This window comes from Nitratireductor sp. L15S-10 (assembly GCF_045011005.1).
In the GTDB taxonomy this organism is placed as follows: Bacteria; Pseudomonadota; Alphaproteobacteria; order Rhizobiales; family Rhizobiaceae; genus Nitratireductor.
Genome location: NZ_CP120674.1, coordinates 2,935,684 through 2,951,311, shown reverse-complemented (window position 1 = coordinate 2,951,311; position 15,628 = coordinate 2,935,684). Strand labels below are relative to the sequence as shown.

At 60.3% G+C, this 15,628-nt stretch carries 11 protein-coding genes; 8 read left to right on the top strand and 3 right to left on the bottom strand.

Annotated elements, in window-relative coordinates:
• Positions 1–6: 6 nt before the first annotated feature.
• The gene (locus tag P2W41_RS14105) at positions 7–1,203 is read right to left on the bottom strand and encodes a glycosyltransferase (protein ID WP_404933487.1); all 1,197 of its coding nucleotides are present in this window, start codon (positions 1,201–1,203) and stop codon (positions 7–9) included.
• 322 nt (positions 1,204–1,525) lie between these two features.
• Here P2W41_RS14105 and P2W41_RS14100 point away from each other — a divergent pair, with 322 nt between their 5' ends.
• The 6 genes from P2W41_RS14100 to P2W41_RS14075 all read left to right on the top strand — a co-directional run bounded on the left by P2W41_RS14100 (position 1,526) and on the right by P2W41_RS14075 (position 10,154).
• Positions 1,526–2,857: a polysaccharide biosynthesis/export family protein gene (locus P2W41_RS14100; RefSeq protein ID WP_404933486.1), complete on the top strand. Its 1,332-nt coding sequence runs from the start codon at positions 1,526–1,528 to the stop codon at positions 2,855–2,857.
• A gap of 32 nt (positions 2,858–2,889) precedes the next feature.
• Positions 2,890–5,157, top strand: a complete 2,268-nt coding sequence (locus tag P2W41_RS14095; RefSeq protein ID WP_404933485.1) for a GumC family protein — start codon at positions 2,890–2,892, stop codon at positions 5,155–5,157.
• Complete coding sequence (locus P2W41_RS14090) at positions 5,147–6,061, top strand: glycosyltransferase family 2 protein (protein WP_404933484.1); 915 nt, start codon at positions 5,147–5,149, stop codon at positions 6,059–6,061. The genes P2W41_RS14095 and P2W41_RS14090 overlap by 11 nt, the downstream gene beginning before the upstream one ends.
• An 8-nt stretch (positions 6,062–6,069) precedes the next feature.
• Complete coding sequence (locus P2W41_RS14085) at positions 6,070–7,374, top strand: glycosyltransferase family 4 protein (protein ID WP_404933483.1); 1,305 nt, start codon at positions 6,070–6,072, stop codon at positions 7,372–7,374.
• A 289-nt stretch (positions 7,375–7,663) separates the two neighbouring features.
• On the top strand, positions 7,664–8,254 hold the full coding sequence (locus P2W41_RS14080) for a sugar transferase (RefSeq protein WP_404933482.1): 591 nt from the start codon (positions 7,664–7,666) through the stop codon (positions 8,252–8,254).
• Between the two features lie 460 nt (positions 8,255–8,714).
• Complete coding sequence (locus tag P2W41_RS14075) at positions 8,715–10,154, top strand: oligosaccharide flippase family protein (protein ID WP_404933481.1); 1,440 nt, start codon at positions 8,715–8,717, stop codon at positions 10,152–10,154.
• A 12-nt stretch (positions 10,155–10,166) separates the two neighbouring features.
• Here the strand turns inward: P2W41_RS14075 and P2W41_RS14070 are convergent, their stop codons facing one another.
• Positions 10,167–11,822 (bottom strand): GMC oxidoreductase, encoded by a 1,656-nt coding sequence (locus P2W41_RS14070; RefSeq protein ID WP_404933480.1) that lies wholly within the window; start codon positions 11,820–11,822, stop codon positions 10,167–10,169.
• A gap of 288 nt (positions 11,823–12,110) precedes the next feature.
• Here P2W41_RS14070 and P2W41_RS14065 point away from each other — a divergent pair, with 288 nt between their 5' ends.
• Both P2W41_RS14065 and P2W41_RS14060 read left to right on the top strand, forming a co-directional pair.
• Entirely contained in the window at positions 12,111–13,289 is a 1,179-nt protein-coding gene (locus P2W41_RS14065) for a DegT/DnrJ/EryC1/StrS family aminotransferase (protein ID WP_404933479.1), read from the top strand.
• Positions 13,279–14,085, top strand: coding sequence for a 4'-phosphopantetheinyl transferase family protein (locus P2W41_RS14060; protein ID WP_404933478.1), 807 nt, complete (start codon positions 13,279–13,281; stop codon positions 14,083–14,085). The genes P2W41_RS14065 and P2W41_RS14060 overlap by 11 nt, the downstream gene beginning before the upstream one ends.
• Here P2W41_RS14060 and P2W41_RS14055 read toward each other — a convergent pair.
• The gene (locus P2W41_RS14055) at positions 14,055–15,605 is read right to left on the bottom strand and encodes a hypothetical protein (RefSeq protein WP_404933477.1); all 1,551 of its coding nucleotides are present in this window, start codon (positions 15,603–15,605) and stop codon (positions 14,055–14,057) included. The genes P2W41_RS14060 and P2W41_RS14055 overlap by 31 nt on opposite strands.
• Positions 15,606–15,628: the final 23 nt, after the last annotated feature.

Here is a 15,628-nt window from a genome sequence, read left to right as displayed (position 1 = left end):
GCTCTGTCACGCTCCGTTTCTCAAATGACTGTCGGGGAGTTTGACCCTGGCGACGCGGGGACGCAGCGATGGCTGTTTGCGGACGGCACCCGAGAGTGAAACCGGGGCCGGCTTTCGCCTGGCCATCTCCTCCTCGATGATCTGCTGCATCCGTTGTTTAAAATGGGCATCGCTGAACTGCTGTGCGTGCCGGCGAATGTCTTCGGGACGGAAACGCCCTTCCATGGCCTCGAAGCGATGCACCGCCTCAATGAGTCCGGCCTCGGACTGTTCGTTGAACAGGAGCCCGGTCTGGTCGGGTACGATCGAATCGAGCACACCCCCGCTTGCATGGGCGATTACCGGCCGGCCGCTCGCCATCGCCTCCACCGGCACAATCCCGAAATCTTCTGTTCCGGGAAAGACCAGCGCCCTGCAGCGGGCGAGCATATCCTTCAATTGTGCGAAGGGCGCCCGGCCCAGAAACGATACATTGGGCCCGGCCAGCCGCTTAAGCGCCGCCATCTCAGGGCCTTCCCCGATGACGACAAGCTTGCGGTCCATCCGAGTGAACGCGCGTACGGCCAGATCGACCCGCTTGTAGCCAACCAGTTGACCGGCAACGAGATAGTAATCGCCCAGTTCGGTCGCCGGCGCGAATTCATCGACGTTCACCGGTGGATTGAGCACGATGGCCCGACGTCGGTAATATTTGCCGATCCGGTCGGCCACATGGCGTGAATTGGCAACAAATGCGTCGACACGTGCAGCGGTGGTGACGTCCCATGCCCGCAGAGCCGGGGCGATCCACGGCATGAGCAGCCGGGTCGGCAGGCCGGCGTTGGCCCGATAAAAATGGTAGTGATCCCACACATAGCGCATGGGCGAATGACAATAACACACATGCGTTGCCTGCGGCCCGGGCGTGATGCCCTTGGCGGGGCCCGATTCGCTGGAAATGATCAGGTCGTAGCCCGAGACATCCAGGCTTTCCAACGCAAAGGGCATCAGTGGCAGGAGTGATTGGTAATGCCGCCGAGCCCCCGGAATCTTCTGCAAAAAGGAGGGGATGACCCGGTGCCTGCGAATCTTCTCCGACACCCGCCTTTCGTCATAGACCAGCGTGAAGATGTCGGCCTCGGGATACATGTCGCACAGGGCTTCAACGACCTTTTCGCCCCCGCGCATGGAGACCAGCCAATAGTGAACGATGGCGACGCGCAAGATGCTTCTCCCGGATTTGCCCTCCGGAATAGTGCTTTGAAAAAGCGCAGCAGGGCACACCGACAATACGGTTGAACCCGTGTCTGAAGGGCGCAGAAGTGCGCTCAAACGGCCTAGGAGGTCATCCGATCGGGCGTCACCCAAACCTGTGCGACAATCAATCTGCGTCAAAAGCCCAATGGGCTTAGAGGCTTTAGGCGAAAGGGACTAGCCGGACACCATTTCAACTGAATTTACCTTCCCCCGTTTCCGCTGATGATCGATGGTGGGGGAGGCGGCTTTGCGTCTTCCCGAAGGCAATGAACACTCCGGAACGGGCAGAATGAAGCAGGCAAAAGCTGGTCTCACCATTTCCTTCCCCAAAGCACGATCATTCGTGCTTGCGGCGCTCGTGTTCACTCTTTGCTTTCTTGTTAGCGGTGTCGCTGTCCGCGCGCAGGATGAGTTTAAGCTTCTGGCGCAGACGCGGGTCAAGATTGCCGTGGTGGAATGGGACGAGGCGCAGGGAGAGTATCGGGAATGGACAGCCCTGAACGGTGAATACACTGTCTCGCCTGCAGGCATGGTAGCTCTTCCCTTGGTGGGCCAGCTCAAGGCGGATGGCAAAACCTCTCAGGAGCTTGCCGGTGAAATCGCGGCAGCACTTCAAAAGAGAACAGGACTGATTGCGCCGCCCGCCACCACGGTGGAAGTGGTGCGTTACCCGCCTGTATTCGTCACCGGGAGTGTGGAACGGCCGGGAGAGTTTGAGTTCAAGCCGGGGCTTAACGTTTTGCAGGCTCTGGCGATGGCCGGCGGCCGTGTCCGCAGGTCTGATCAGGCAGGTGGCTATTCCGAACTCGAGCAGATCCGCTACGCGGGTGAGATCGGACGTATCGATCTTCAGCTCCTTCAGCTCACGATCCGTAGAGCACGGCTCGAAACAGAACTGATCGAGGGCGAGAGTGTCGATTTTGATGCAGCGCTGCAGGGACGCCCCCTGGCCGGCCACGCAGCGCAATTCGTGCGGGATGAGCGGGCGATATTCGAAGCCCGCCGCAACGCCTATGAGCGCCAGCGCAACGCGCTCGACGAACTCGGTACGCTCTTCCGTGAGGAAATCCGGATTCTTGGCGAGAAGATGGTGGCGCAGGATCGGCAGATAAAAATCGCCGAGGAAGAACTCGGCAATGTCGCTCAACTGGTCAAAAGAGGCACCGTCACGAAATCGCGCGAAACCGGCCTTGAACGCATAGTGGCCGACCTGCAGTCCAGTCGGCTCGACCTTGCGGTGGCCTCGATGCGCGCCCGGCAGAGATTGAGTGAAACCGATCGTGATGCGCTCAGTCTCGAAGGCTCGCGGCGCACGGAAATCGGCGCCGAGCTGCAAAGGGTCAACCTGGAAATCGACGACCTGGAACTGCGCCGTGGAATGACGGAGCAGCTTCTTCAGGCAACCGGGGCGTCGATCCTGCGTCGTGAGGACAGGGCGTTCGAGCAGCAGCCGCTGCGGTTCAGCATCCTGCGCGGCGGTAGTGACAAAAAGCGTGTGGACGCGCTTGAAACGTCCGGGCTCGAACCCGGTGATGTCCTGGACGTGCAGCTGGATCTGCTGCGCGCCTCGATGCCGCGCGCTTCTCTTGAAAGCGAAATGAGACAGGCGCGGTCGCGTTAGAGAATTTTACAGCCAGACGGGCGGGGCAAACCATGGTGGTTCAGGAAATCAGGAGGCTGACCGGGACGGAGATGGCGTCCAGGGAAAGCGGGCGGCATGAGGACTATATTTCCTTTCGCGATATCTGGGCCTTCCTGCAAAGGCACTTTCTGGTCCTTGCCCTTGCGTCGGCCGCCGGCGTGGCGCTTGGCGCGCTCTACATCGCAAATACGGAACCTACCTATACCTCCATCGCCCGCATCGTCATCGATCGCGAGCAGGCGCGTATCGCATCGCAGGACGCTTCCACCGGCACCATCATCATCGAAACCGCGGAAATTGCCAGCGAGGTCGAGATCGTCAAATCGGAGGCGATTGCCCGCTCGGTGATCAGGCAGCTCAATCTGACCGAAGACCCTGAGATCCAGACGAGCAGTTCCTGGCGATCGGTCGTGCGCGGCGCGCTTGCAGCGACGCTCTCCTTATTCGACCCGGCGACAGAGGACGGGGCGGAGGTAGCGGGCGAGCCGAACGAAGAAGAGATCATGCGGCGCACCATGGCGGGTTTTCTGGGACGCGTATCCGTGCGCCGCGTGGGGCAGTCCTATGTCCTTGAAATCGGCTACACCTCCACCGACCCGGGCAAGGCAGCGCGCGCCGCAAATGCCATCGCCAACACCTACATGCAGTCAAGTCTCGATGCCAAATCGCAGATCATCGCGCGCGGAGCGCAATGGATCGAGGATCGGCTCGTGGAGATTGGACGACAAGCACAGGAAGCCGCTCTCAGTGCCGAGCAATACAGGAACAGCAACGATATCGCCCAGGTCGGTTCCTCTGGCCTTGATCAGCAGCAGCTAGCCGAGATCAGCAGCCAGTTGCTGGCGGCGCAGGCTGCGACCGCAGGCGAGGAGGCGCGGCTTGCCACAATTAACCGCATGCTGGCCGGGGAACTGCCTGACAGTTATGTAGGCGATGCGTTGAGCAATACCGAAATCAACCGTCTGAGAGCGGAACTCGGAGCGGCGCGTACGCGGCTTGAAACCTTGCAGACCCGCTATGGCTCCAATAGTGAACCGACGCTGGCGGCAAAGTCGGAGATCGCGCGGCTGGAAGCGCAGATCAACACCGAACTCGTTCGCATTCAAGGTGTCTACAAATCCAATCTCGACACCGCGCAGGCCCGCGAGGAACTGCTCAGGGAGCAGCTTCAGGCGATCAAGGGCAGTGTCACCGAAAAGAACCTGGCACGTGTTCAGCTTACTGAGCTCGAAAGCCGGGCAACCACCTATAGGCGCATGTATGAAAGCGTCCTTCAGCAACTCATCACGACACTGCAGAAGCAATCCTTCCCCATCGGTGATGCCCGCATGGTGACGGCGGCGACACCCCCGCTTGCGAAGAACTGGCCGAAAACCACGCTCATCATCCCCATGGCCCTGATGCTCGGTTTTGCCGGCGGTCTGGGGCTTGCGGGCCTGCGCGATGTGCTCGACCGACGCATCAGTTCGGGCGAGCGTCTGAGCCGTGAACTGGGCCTGCCGACACTTGGCCATGTTCCCTTCACCCGCTTTCAGCTGCCCGGCAGCAAGGGCGCCCTTCGGTTCGTGCTGGACGCACCCTATTCAGGTTTCTCCGAGGCGCTGCGTGGCGTGAAGAGCTCTATTGACGCGGCATTTCCTTCAGGTGGGCCGATCGTCGTGGGGCTCACTTCAGTCAGCGGCGACGAAGGAAAGAGCACCATCGCGGCCAATCTGGGCCAGCTCTATGCCAATGAGGGGCTGCGTGTGGTACTCGTCGATGCAAATTTCCGGAATCCGTTCCTGAGCTTGCAGGCGGCAAATTCCGGGCCAAAAGCTGGCCTTTCCGTTTATCACGGTGACGAACAGCCCGGTGACCCACCACCTGAGAAACGCAGGAAGGAAAAGCAGACTCCGATGGAGGATGGGTTGATCCTCCCGGTGCTTACCGTGGAGCAGATCCGAAAAGCTGCGCATCCGGGACATCGCTTTGGGCATCTGCCGGCTCTCAGGAAAAAGATCGAGGAACTCCGCCAGAACTACGATGTCATCATCGTCGATCTCTCGACCTTCGCCACATCGGCAGACACGCGGGCAGCCAGCGCCCATCTTGACGGTATCCTTCTGGTTCTCGGCAACCGGCGCAAGATGACCGTCGAATGGCTGGCGAGCGCACTCGCGACATTCGGCAAATCCCGTGTTGGAATTCTGGGTGTCGTCTTCAACAAGCGCAAAACCCGACAGTGGTGGCCTGCGATGGGGAGAACCCGGCTCGAAACGGGAGGCCGTCATGCAGTTTGAACGTTATCCGGGCCGGACCGATCTTCGCATAGCAGTCGGCATCGCCACCACCGGGCGCAGGAGAATACTTCATTCGGTGGTGCCGCATCTGCTGGATCAGTCGCGTCTGGCCGATTGCATCGTCATATGCGCGGCAGACCGTGATGACGTGGACGCCGATGCGTTGGGCGCATTGCTTGATCGCACACGCATCGTGTTCGCCGAACGGGGGCTATGCCGGCAGCGAAATCGCATTCTCCAGGACATGGAAGACGTCGACATTCTGCTTTTTCTCGACGATGATTTCCTCATCGCACCGAACTATCTGGAAGAGACCGTGCGCATCTTCCGATCCTACCCCGACGTCGTCATGAGCACAGGTACGGTCGATGCCGATGGCATTCTCGGGCCGGGGATCCCGCTCGAAGATGGTTTGCGCATCATCCGTTCGCATTCGAAGACCACACCCACTGGTCGCGAAAAGCAGGTCTATAGCGGTTACGGTTGCAATATGGCGGTGCGCCTGTCGACCGTCCGCGGATATGGCCTTCGGTTTGACGAAAACCTGCCACTCTATGGCTGGCTCGAGGACGTGGACTTCAGCAGGCAGCTTGCGCGACACGGACGGATTGTAAGTTCTGAACGCCTCCACGGTGTTCATCTGGGCACCAAGTCAGGGCGGACCTCCGGCCTCCGGCTGGGTTATTCGCAGATTGCCAATCCCGTCTATCTGATGAGCAAGAAGACCATGAGCCCGCGTCATGCCGCTCCGCAGATCATGCGCAATCTCGTAGCCAACGCCGTCAAGTTTATCCGGCCCGAACCATGGGTGGATCGGCGCGGCCGGCTTCTCGGCAATATGCGGGCCGTCGGTGACCTGGTGCGCGGCCGCCTCTCACCCCGGAACGTGACCGTTCTGGAATAGGGGGGATCATGCGTCCGGGGCGGGTTGTCCTCATTAATGATCGGTCGGCGGAGATTGGCGGGGCGTCGAACCTGTCCTGCCTGGCTGCGCGGATACTGCGTGAGGCCGGCGTGCCGGTAACCTTTTTTGCTGGGGATGAACCTTCAGGAATGACGCAGCCGCAAGCGATTCATCTCAATGGAAAGCCGCTCGTTGAGCGTGGGCGTCTGTCTGCCCTTGCGGGCGGGCTTTATAACCGGGATGCCTACAAAGCCCTGAGGGGCTGGGTCGCCGGACACGACAAACCTTCGACCATCTATCACGTGCATGGATGGTCCAAGATTCTGTCGCCATCCATCTTTCGCGCCCTGATGCCCGTGCGCGAGCGGGTGGTGCTGCATGCACATGATTATTTTCTCGCCTGTCCCAATGGCGGCTTCATCAACTATCCGGCATCGTCCATTTGCACCCTCGATCCCATGTCGCTTCGCTGCCTGACAACCCAATGCGACAAGCGTGGCTATCATCAGAAGGCCTGGCGCTCCACGCGGCACCTGCTGATGCAGCGCTTCTTCGCACTGCGCAGCCGGCCCGCCAATATCGTCCTGGTGCATGAGCAGATGCGGGGCTTCTTCAAACGCGCTGGAATTGACGACAGTCGCATGGCAACCATCCGCAACCCGGTCGCGCCGTTTCTGTCTTCAAGGACCCAGCCGCACACAAAACACGATTTCTTCTTTATCGGCCGGCTGGAGCCGGAGAAGGGATTCGAAGACGCAGCACGGGCCGCGCGCCTCGCCGGCGTTCCCCTGCAAGTGATCGGCGAGGGCGCTGGCCGTGCGCTTCTTGAGGAACGCTATCCGGAGGTGACGCTTCATGGTTGGTGCAATCGTGCCCAGATGGCGGACCGCCTGCGCGATGCACGATGCGTCATTGTCTCTTCACGGGTACCCGAGCCGTTTGGCCTTGCCGCGCTGGAGGCGGTGGGGAGCGGCATCCCGGTGGTGCTTCCGTCCCATGCTTTGTTGGCTGCTGAACTGGCGGAGGCAGGCGCGGCATTCACGTTTCCCACGGGGGGCATCGAGGCTCTGGCTGCCAAGCTGCGCCGATTGGCCGACGACGACGATCTGGTCTTGGCGATGAGTGAAAAAGCCCGCTCATGCGCGCCGCATCTCGCCAACACGACGGAGAGCTGGCTGGAGGCGCTGTTGGCTCTCTATGCCAGGATTCTGGATGACGCGATCAAGGCACGGGCGCCGACGCAGGCGCCGAAAGAGCGAACGGGTGCGCGAGCTTTCGGAACAGCCGGCACCGCCCGGGAAGCCGGGGCTTGATTCTAATGCTTTTGGCCACGCAGCCAGCCAGTCAAATGAAGCCGGTTAGTCCGGCTGCGCTGCAGGGGTAGTCATGGTTCGATTGTGCGGTGGATTGCACCTAAATGGCCCCGCCCAATACCCCGATGGAGTTATATCACGGGCTTTGCGGGGCCTTATAATGATCGACGGCGAGGCAAACAAAACACCCAGGGGCGGGTTCATGCTGTACGCATATGATGATTCCGTAAAGCAGGGACTGGAGCTGCGGAAAGTCAGGCATTTCCGCTCTTACGTCATTTTGAAGAGAATGTTCGATGTTGCATTCAGCATCCTCGTGCTCATTATTCTTCTCCCTGCGATTGCGCTCATTTCTCTTGGCATTCTGATCAGCGACGGACGGCCTGTCGTTTATCGGCAGAAGCGGATCGGACGCGACGGCAAGGTATTCGACTGCTTGAAGTTTCGCACCATGCGACGCGATGCGGATCGCTTGCTCAGAGAGCTACTCGACCAGAACCCGGTTCTTCTCCAGGAATGGCGCGCCTGTCAGAAGCTGCGTAACGATCCGCGCATTCATCCCATCGGCCATCTTCTGCGGATGTCGAGTCTCGATGAGTTGCCGCAGTTCGTGAACGTGCTGCGCGGTGAGATGAGTGTGGTCGGTCCGCGCCCGATCGTCGAGGACGAGATGGTACGCTATGGAGAGCGGATAAACGATTATCTGTTGATGAAACCCGGCATCACCGGTCTTTGGCAGGTGTCAGGACGCAGCGACACGTCTTACGCCGAGCGGGTTCAACTCGATGTCCAGTATTTTCACGACCGCACGACTTGGCTCGATCTGAAGATTGTCTGGCGCACCGTCGGTGTCTTTCTGTTCGACCGCAATGGCTGCTGACGAAAGGTAAGGCGCAGAGAGGATGACCCTCTAGAAAAGGAAGAACAGCAAAACGGCCAGCCAGACGACGAGGCAGAAAACAACAACGAACCAGCGTATTGAAACCTTGGCGCTGATTGCCTTGAACGGCCGCGCAAGGAAACCATGGTTCAACTGGTCTTGTTTGCTTGCATCTCGCACTGGCTGCTCATTGTCCGCCACAAAGCATCGAAACTGGAAACCAGACTAGGGAAAACACACAAATTCGCGTCCCCGCATCGGGCATTAGGCCGTATCGAGCCTCGTCATCCACACGGCCGCACACTCATGAACCCCATCGTCAAGGACGACGAATCATCAGTGTTCCAGAGGAAATCGTAGCGGAAGCGCCGGCACAGGTGAATAGCGGCAGGGGGAAGGCAACGTGAAACCGGATCACAAACCACCGCAACATGATACACAACCGGGTGGATTTTTCGGATTGTCGGTCTCGACGCTCCTCGGCGGTGGCGTGTGGGTCATGGTGGCGCGGCTCTTTTCGCAGGTCGCGCAACTGGCGGCCTTTGTGGCCGCTGCCCGTGTTCTTTCGCCGGCCGAGTTCGGCTTTTTTGCGTTTGTGTCAGCCATCGCCTTCCTCTTTGTCGTCGTGAGCGAAGGAGGATGGGCGGAATTCATCATGCGCGCCGATCATGGTGAGCAGCGATTGCCGCAACTCACTGCGATTGCGCTTGCCAGCGGCTGTGGTTTCACCGCTGCCGGGCTGACTTTGGTTGTTCTCGTGGGCGCCTTCTGGTTCCCGGCCTGGCAGGCATGGCTCTTCGCGCTGTTTGCGCTCTGGTTTACACCTGCGGCACTCAACGCGGTGTACGACGGAATGCTGGTACACCGGAATCTTCTCAACAGACAGGCGGTGATCCGCATTTTTGCGGAAACGGTGGGGCTTGCGATAACACTGTTTGGCCTTTGGGCCGGGTGGAACATCGCCGCACTCGTGGTCGGGCGGCTGGCCACGCACATCCTGAGTGTCCTTGGCGGGGTCTGGGTGATCGGCTGGATCGCACCGAAAATCCCGAGCCGTGCGGTGTTCGCCGAGGTGATCCACTTCGCGCGCTATATTCTGAGTGTTCGGATCATCGTCTTTGCGCGATCCTATTCCGGCACGCTGGCGGTCGGCGGCTTGCTCGGCCTTGCGGATGCTGGCTACTACCGGGCGGCGGAGAGGATCGTGGCCGCCTTCTCGGAACTGGTTGGCGAGCCGGCCAGACTGCTTGCCTGGGTTGTTTTTCGCCGCGCAAACAGCCGGAACGCTCCTGCCACGGCAGTTGATCCGGTCACCCGTGCCGGCAGCTTTTTCCTCCCAGTTCTTTTCGCCATCGCAGCACCCGTTTATCTCGGTCTGGTTCTCGTCGCCGGGAATCTGGTGGACATTGCCCTCGGGGCAGCCTGGGCGCCGGTGGCACTGGTCGTCAAAATCCTCGCGATCCGCCAGCTCCTGATGTTCCAGGGATATGTAACGGAGCCGCTACTGGCGGTTCGCGGCGAGGTCAAACGGCTTTGGCCATTGTCGCTGTTCATCAGCTTCGCCTCGATCCTTATGATCGTGGTTCTCGCACCCTTTGGGCTTGTGTATGCGGCGCTCGGGCAATGCGTGGCGGCTGCCTTCGCGGGGGCGCTGTCGGTCTGGTTCCAAATACGCTACGGAAAGCTCGACTGGATGGGGATCTCCGCCAATAGCGGTCTCATCATGCTGGCGGCCGCCGTGATGTTCGTCGGCGTTTCGTCCCTTGCTCACTGGCCCACCGAGGCTCACATGCCGGCCTATTCGCAAATGGCGATGCAGGTTCTGGTGGGTGCACTGATTTATCTGGGCGTTCTTTATGCAAGCTGGAGATGGACAGGCTGGCTCAAGCCCGGCCGATAAAGCGCTGTCTGCTCACCCGAGAAGTCGCTTCTTGAGATGATCGGCAAGGCGCAGCGTCATGGCGATGATCATCAGTGTCGGATTGGCGTGGCCGGGGGTTGGGAAAACCGAGCTGCCGGCCACAAAAAGTCCTTCGATCCCGTGAACCCTGGCGTTCGGATCGACAACGCTTGTCTTCGGGTTCTCCCCCATGCGCGTGGTGCAGGCCGGGTGGGCCATGTCGCTGAAAGGGGCGTTCGCGAAATCTTCATCCAGGACCCAGGGTTCGAGTTTGGGCTGTGGCAGGCCGACCCGCCAGAATTCGGCCGAAATGAGTTCGGCGAGCCGCGCGAGACTGGCGGCTTCCGCCCAGCCGATCTTCCAGTCCACACGCGCCAGCGGTACGCCCAGACGATCACGTGCCGATGAGAGCGTTACGCGGCTGTCGCGGTCGGGCCTCTGTTCGGCCATGGCGTCGAAGCGCAGTTCGGTGAGCTGGCGTGGCAGGCCCCGTTTCATGATGAGCCGGCGGTGCAGGCCGGCTGCCAGTCCGCCGGGGGCCGCAAGTGCGGTCCTGAGATCATCGAGCCGAAACCGTCTCCTGCTGGAGTAAAATCGCTTGAGAGCCAGCCATGGGTCGTTCGGAGCCAGCACCTGCACCGGATAGGTGGCGCAGTTGAGCAGGCCCTCACGCGCCTGCAGACGCGGACTGAGGGCCAGTCCTCGCAGATAAAAATGCGTGCGACGGTTGTGACTGAGCCCGTAGAAGCCGAAATGCTCGGTCACATCCTGCAGCGTGTCTTTTCCAAAGCGGGCGATCACGGTTCGCGGATGGTCAGCCAGGTATCGGCCCACGCAGTCATGATCGTTGCCGATGCCCTGTGTGGCCACATTCGTGGATGCCAGGAGCATGCGCACATTTTCAATGCCGCCACCACACAGCACGATCACCGGTGCCCGTATCAAGGCGTCCACCCCGGAAAGGCTTCTGACATCGAGTGTTTCCGCCTTCCTCCCGCTTTCACATAGTCCAATGCCGGTAACGGTCGCATGTGTGAGAATATCAATGTTGTCCGCTGAGAGTCTTGCCGCGAGCTCCGAAAACCGCAATGGCTCGTGACTCTTGGGCTTATGGCTGAATTGCCAGAAGAAAGTGCGCAGCAGGTTGTCATTGAGATCGATTTCAGCAGGCGGCGATTTCAGTCGGCGGAAAAGTGCCTTGTCGTAGATATTGGGACCGAGGTTGAGCAGCTTTGCTGCCCGGTCGAGCACATCCGCCAGATCGCGCCGTTGCAGAGGCCAGCCGGAATCGGGAACCCATTGACGCGCGTTGAAGTCGATCTCGTCGAATGCGGCGCATTTGCCAACCCAGGTGTGCGTGCTGCCACCCACCATCCGGTTGCGCAGTTCGAATGCTGGAATGTCGTTGAGCCAGGCGAGGTCACCTGTGTAACCTCGTTGAAGAGGCATGGTGCCCCGAGTGTTCGGTTCGCCGATATTCTCGACTCGATTGAGGAGCTGGATTTCGGAATCAAACTCCACGCCGCCGCTTTCGATCAGGAGTATCTTGAGACGTGTATCGGCAAATTCCCGCGCAAGCGTCAGTCCGGCCGGACCCGCCCCGACAAGAGCGAGATCGGTGTCAAACCGTGTGCCGGATGGCACGCTGCGCAAATCTAGAATGGACACACTGCCCCCTGAGCGGGCTACCAGAGCAGCACGTCAGTTGCGAAGGAGTGAGTTCGCTGCGTCGTAAAGCCCCGACAAAAGGCTATCAAAATCCAGCGCCCGGCCGAACTCATCCAAATTGCATAGAAGGGGCAGCTTGCTAAGGGTTTTGGCCATTGCCGGGTAGGGCAAAACGCACTGCCGCTACATTATTGGATTATTTGAAAACCCCATGGCCCGGGCATACGCTTCAGGGACAATTGGGGCGCCGCGGGCGTGGCTCGCCCGTCGGCCAAGCGGGAAAACACCATGGCAAAAGTTGGTTTGCGTGAGTGGCTGGCCATCGGCGGGGTCATCGCCTCGGGGCGTCTTGCCCGATATGGTGGCCCCGGCGAGGGGCCGCTCGACCGGTTCGAAAAGGCCTTTTCCGAAAAGTTCGGCGTCAAACATGTGTTGACGGTCAGCAGCGGCACCGGCGCGTTGATCAGCGCACTGGCGGCCTCCGGCGTGGGGCCCGGCGACGAGGTACTCGTGCCCGCCTATACATGGATCGCCACGGCCGCCTCGGTACTCGCTGTCGGGGCCGTGCCGGTCATCGTCGATATCGACGAGACGCTGACCATGGATCCCGAAGACATTGCGCGTAAGATCACGCCGCGCACCCGCGCCATTCTGCCGGTGCACATGGCCAACATGGTCTGTGACATGGCGGCGATCACGACACTCGCCCGTCAGAATGGGCTGATGGTCATCGAGGACGCCTGCCAGGCGGTGGGGGTGAGCTATCGGGGGCAGCGTGCCGGCACGATTGGCGACATTGGCGCTTTCAGCTTCAACCAGTTCAAGAACATGAACATCGGCGAGGGTGGTGCGGTGGCCTCGCAGAGCGACCGGTATTTCGCCCGCGCCCGTATGTATCACGATGTGGGTGAACTCTTTCGCGGGCATCTCGACAACCACAACGAGCCGAGCTTTTTCGGCGTGAACTTCAAGGCCAGCCAGATCCAGGGTGCGATGCTCAATGTGCAGCTTGGAAAGCTGGATCCCATGCTGCGCCGTATGCGCAGGCGGCATCAGGTCATGTCGCACATCCTGTCGGGCAGCGATGCATTCCGGCTCGGACCGCACAACGACCCGCAAAACGCCGTCGGCCTCCATGTTCTGTTCGAGACGGAAGGCGAGGCCAAGGCTTTTGCCGCAAAAAACCGACGCGGCGTCTATCGGGTTTTCGATTCAAGTCGCCATGTGTGTACCCACTGGACTCCGATCCTTGAGAAGCGGGCATTCCATCCGGCCATGAACCCCTATGGCTGGGCTTCGGCCGATGTGGAGTATGGGCCCGACATGTGTGCCCGCTCGCTGGATATTCTGAAGCGCACTTGCCGCATCAGCCTGGGCGAAAACTATCCCACGGCGCTGATGGCCTATCTCGCCCGCCGCATGGCCGGACGGAAAACGCCGGAAAGGCGGCTGTCCTATGCAGCTTAAACCCGTCAGCATCGGCGCCAGCACGATCGATATCTGGCAATGGTCCCTGGACGTATCCCTGGATGCGCTTCCACCGCTCGTCTCGGCACTCAACGAGGCGGAGTTCGCACGTGCCTCGCGTTTCGTACACGAGCAGCACCGGTTGCGGTTCATCACCGGGCGAGGTCGGCTGAGGGCGATCCTCGGGTCCTATCTAGGCGTGGCGCCAAACCGGCTTGCTTTCTCATACAATGTCTTTGGCAAACCCCGGCTTGCCGGGCGCGGTGAACCGCCGCTTCATTTCAATCTCAGTCACAGCGGCCCGACGGCGGTTCTCGCCGTTTCCGATCGCTATCAGCTCGGCATTGATATCGAGCGCGTCCTTCCGTTCCGGGAAAATCTCGCAGAGCACTTCTTCTCAGTGTCTGAGAATGAAGCGCTCAGGGCGGTGCCGGCGCAGGATTATCTGGGAGCATTCTTTCGCTGCTGGACGCGAAAGGAAGCGTTCGTGAAGGCGCACGGTGCGGGGCTTTCGCTGCCGCTTGAGTCCTTCGATGTGACCATCGATCAGACCGGCCAGCCGCGGCTGCTCAGGCTCGATGGCGTGGACGATGCGCCGGACCAGTGGCAGTTTCTCAACCTCACCCTGCCGCGCGGTTATGTCGGCGCGGTCGCGGCGCTCACGGCCCGCAACGCCGTCGCGCTCAACTATCGTGGCGGCACGCTTCAGCCTGCCCGGCGAGAAAGGCGCGGAGCCTGGCGGCCCACCGCGCGCATCGAGCACCATCAGGCGTTGAGCCGCGCATCCAGAATATAGCGTGAGCCGCTCGCATCGAAATGATGACAGCCGGTCAGCCCCGGTTTGAAATCGGGCAGAATGCGGCGCACGCATGTTTCCCGATAGTCGTCGATGTCGAGCTGCTCGATCTCCATGATATTGAGGCCGTAGCCATAGATGCCGTGCGCATTGTATTGCGCCGGTCGATAAAGCCGGCGATGGCGCGAGAAGATGCGGCCGCCATTGCGTGCCGTGGCGCTGCCCACCACCACGGGATTGAGGCGATGGGGAACGATCCGTTTCAGTTCCGGCCCGTCAACCTGAAAGGCATAGAGCGCGGAACAGTGATCCTCGAACGCATGATGCTCCGAGAGATTGGTGAAAAGCCACCACTGTCCGCGATGTTTGAAAAGGGTGCTGTCGGCAGTCGACCACCCTTCGAAGGCCCGTGAATAGGGCTCCCAGATCAACGGAAAACTGACCGCACGCCAGATCTCGATACGCTTCCTCTGATGTGTTTCAGGCATAAGGAAGATCTCGTCGCCTTCCCGGAAGACGAAGGGAAAGGAGAGGTGCTCGTTGCCACCCAGCGCGATGCCTATTGGTTCGAAACCGTTGCGCGTGATCTCGCCCACTGCGATATGTGCCCGTTCATCGCCACGCGCATAGTTCTCGTAGAAAAGGTAGGTTCGTCCCTCGTGATGAAACAGGAAGGGGTCGGCCTTGATCGCCGTATCCGTCGGCGGGATCTCTATGGCTTCGCTGGGATCGAAATCGTCAATCGCGCCGCGCCCGCTGAAGAGTGTCCATACGGCGGTTTCCTGATGCGAGGCGCGGCGCATGCTTTTGAGCAAGCGCTGTGCGATGTTTCTTGTCAGTGAAGCCGCATAGCGCCCGGTCTTCAAAATGCCGGGTGGCCTCAGTGTGCGGACGGCATCGGGGGCGTTGATCGGTTTGGGCAGCCTGCCGGTTTCCGCCGCGCGCCTGAGTTCGCGCACGAGAAGCAGAACGGACTTTTCCTTGATGAAGGCGGAATTGCGCGCTGCGCTGAACTTCACGTTGAACTCGGCTTGCGCAACGACGTGTTTTTCTGGTTGTCGCGCCGTTTCGAGAAAAAGCGACAGTCTGCTGGTCGGAGTGCCAGCGGCGACGTCTGAGATTCCGTCCCAGCTGGCAGATCCCGACTGCGTGAAAACGTGGCTGAGCGACCACACACCAAGCGGGAGTGCATGAAGGATTGCTTCAGGCAATTCTGCATTGCAATGGCGAAGGATCATGTCGAGTTGCAGTCCGTGCCGGTCGCCATTCTCCACGGCGTCGGCCAGCGGGATCATGAGTATGGCTTTTCGTGCGCGCTCGAACCGTTTCGCGCTATAGTCCGACTGGCGCGCGAAAAGCGCAGCGTCGAGCTGTGCCACCATTTTGGTGATCATGCTGGCCTTTGCGCCAGCCGGTTTCGAAGTTTCCAGGAACGCAACCAGACGGAAACGGCGGTCCGCAATCAGCCGTTCGATGAGCTGAAGTTCCCAGTTTTCGAACGGCTGCCCGGCTCGTCGCATGATGCCGATGCGCAAGGGGCCAG

Coding starts and splice junctions, on each gene's coding strand:
- P2W41_RS14100 (WP_404933486.1), top strand. CDS start 1,526: ATGAAGCAGGCAAAAGCTGGTCTCACCATTTCCTTCCCCAAAGCACGA.
- P2W41_RS14095 (WP_404933485.1), top strand. CDS start 2,890: ATGGTGGTTCAGGAAATCAGGAGGCTGACCGGGACGGAGATGGCGTCC.
- P2W41_RS14090 (WP_404933484.1), top strand. CDS start 5,147: ATGCAGTTTGAACGTTATCCGGGCCGGACCGATCTTCGCATAGCAGTC.
- P2W41_RS14085 (WP_404933483.1), top strand. CDS start 6,070: ATGCGTCCGGGGCGGGTTGTCCTCATTAATGATCGGTCGGCGGAGATT.
- P2W41_RS14080 (WP_404933482.1), top strand. CDS start 7,664: ATGTTCGATGTTGCATTCAGCATCCTCGTGCTCATTATTCTTCTCCCT.
- P2W41_RS14065 (WP_404933479.1), top strand. CDS start 12,111: ATGGCAAAAGTTGGTTTGCGTGAGTGGCTGGCCATCGGCGGGGTCATC.
- P2W41_RS14060 (WP_404933478.1), top strand. CDS start 13,279: ATGCAGCTTAAACCCGTCAGCATCGGCGCCAGCACGATCGATATCTGG.
- P2W41_RS14055 (WP_404933477.1), bottom strand. CDS start 15,605: ATGCGACGAGCCGGGCAGCCGTTCGAAAACTGGGAACTTCAGCTCATC.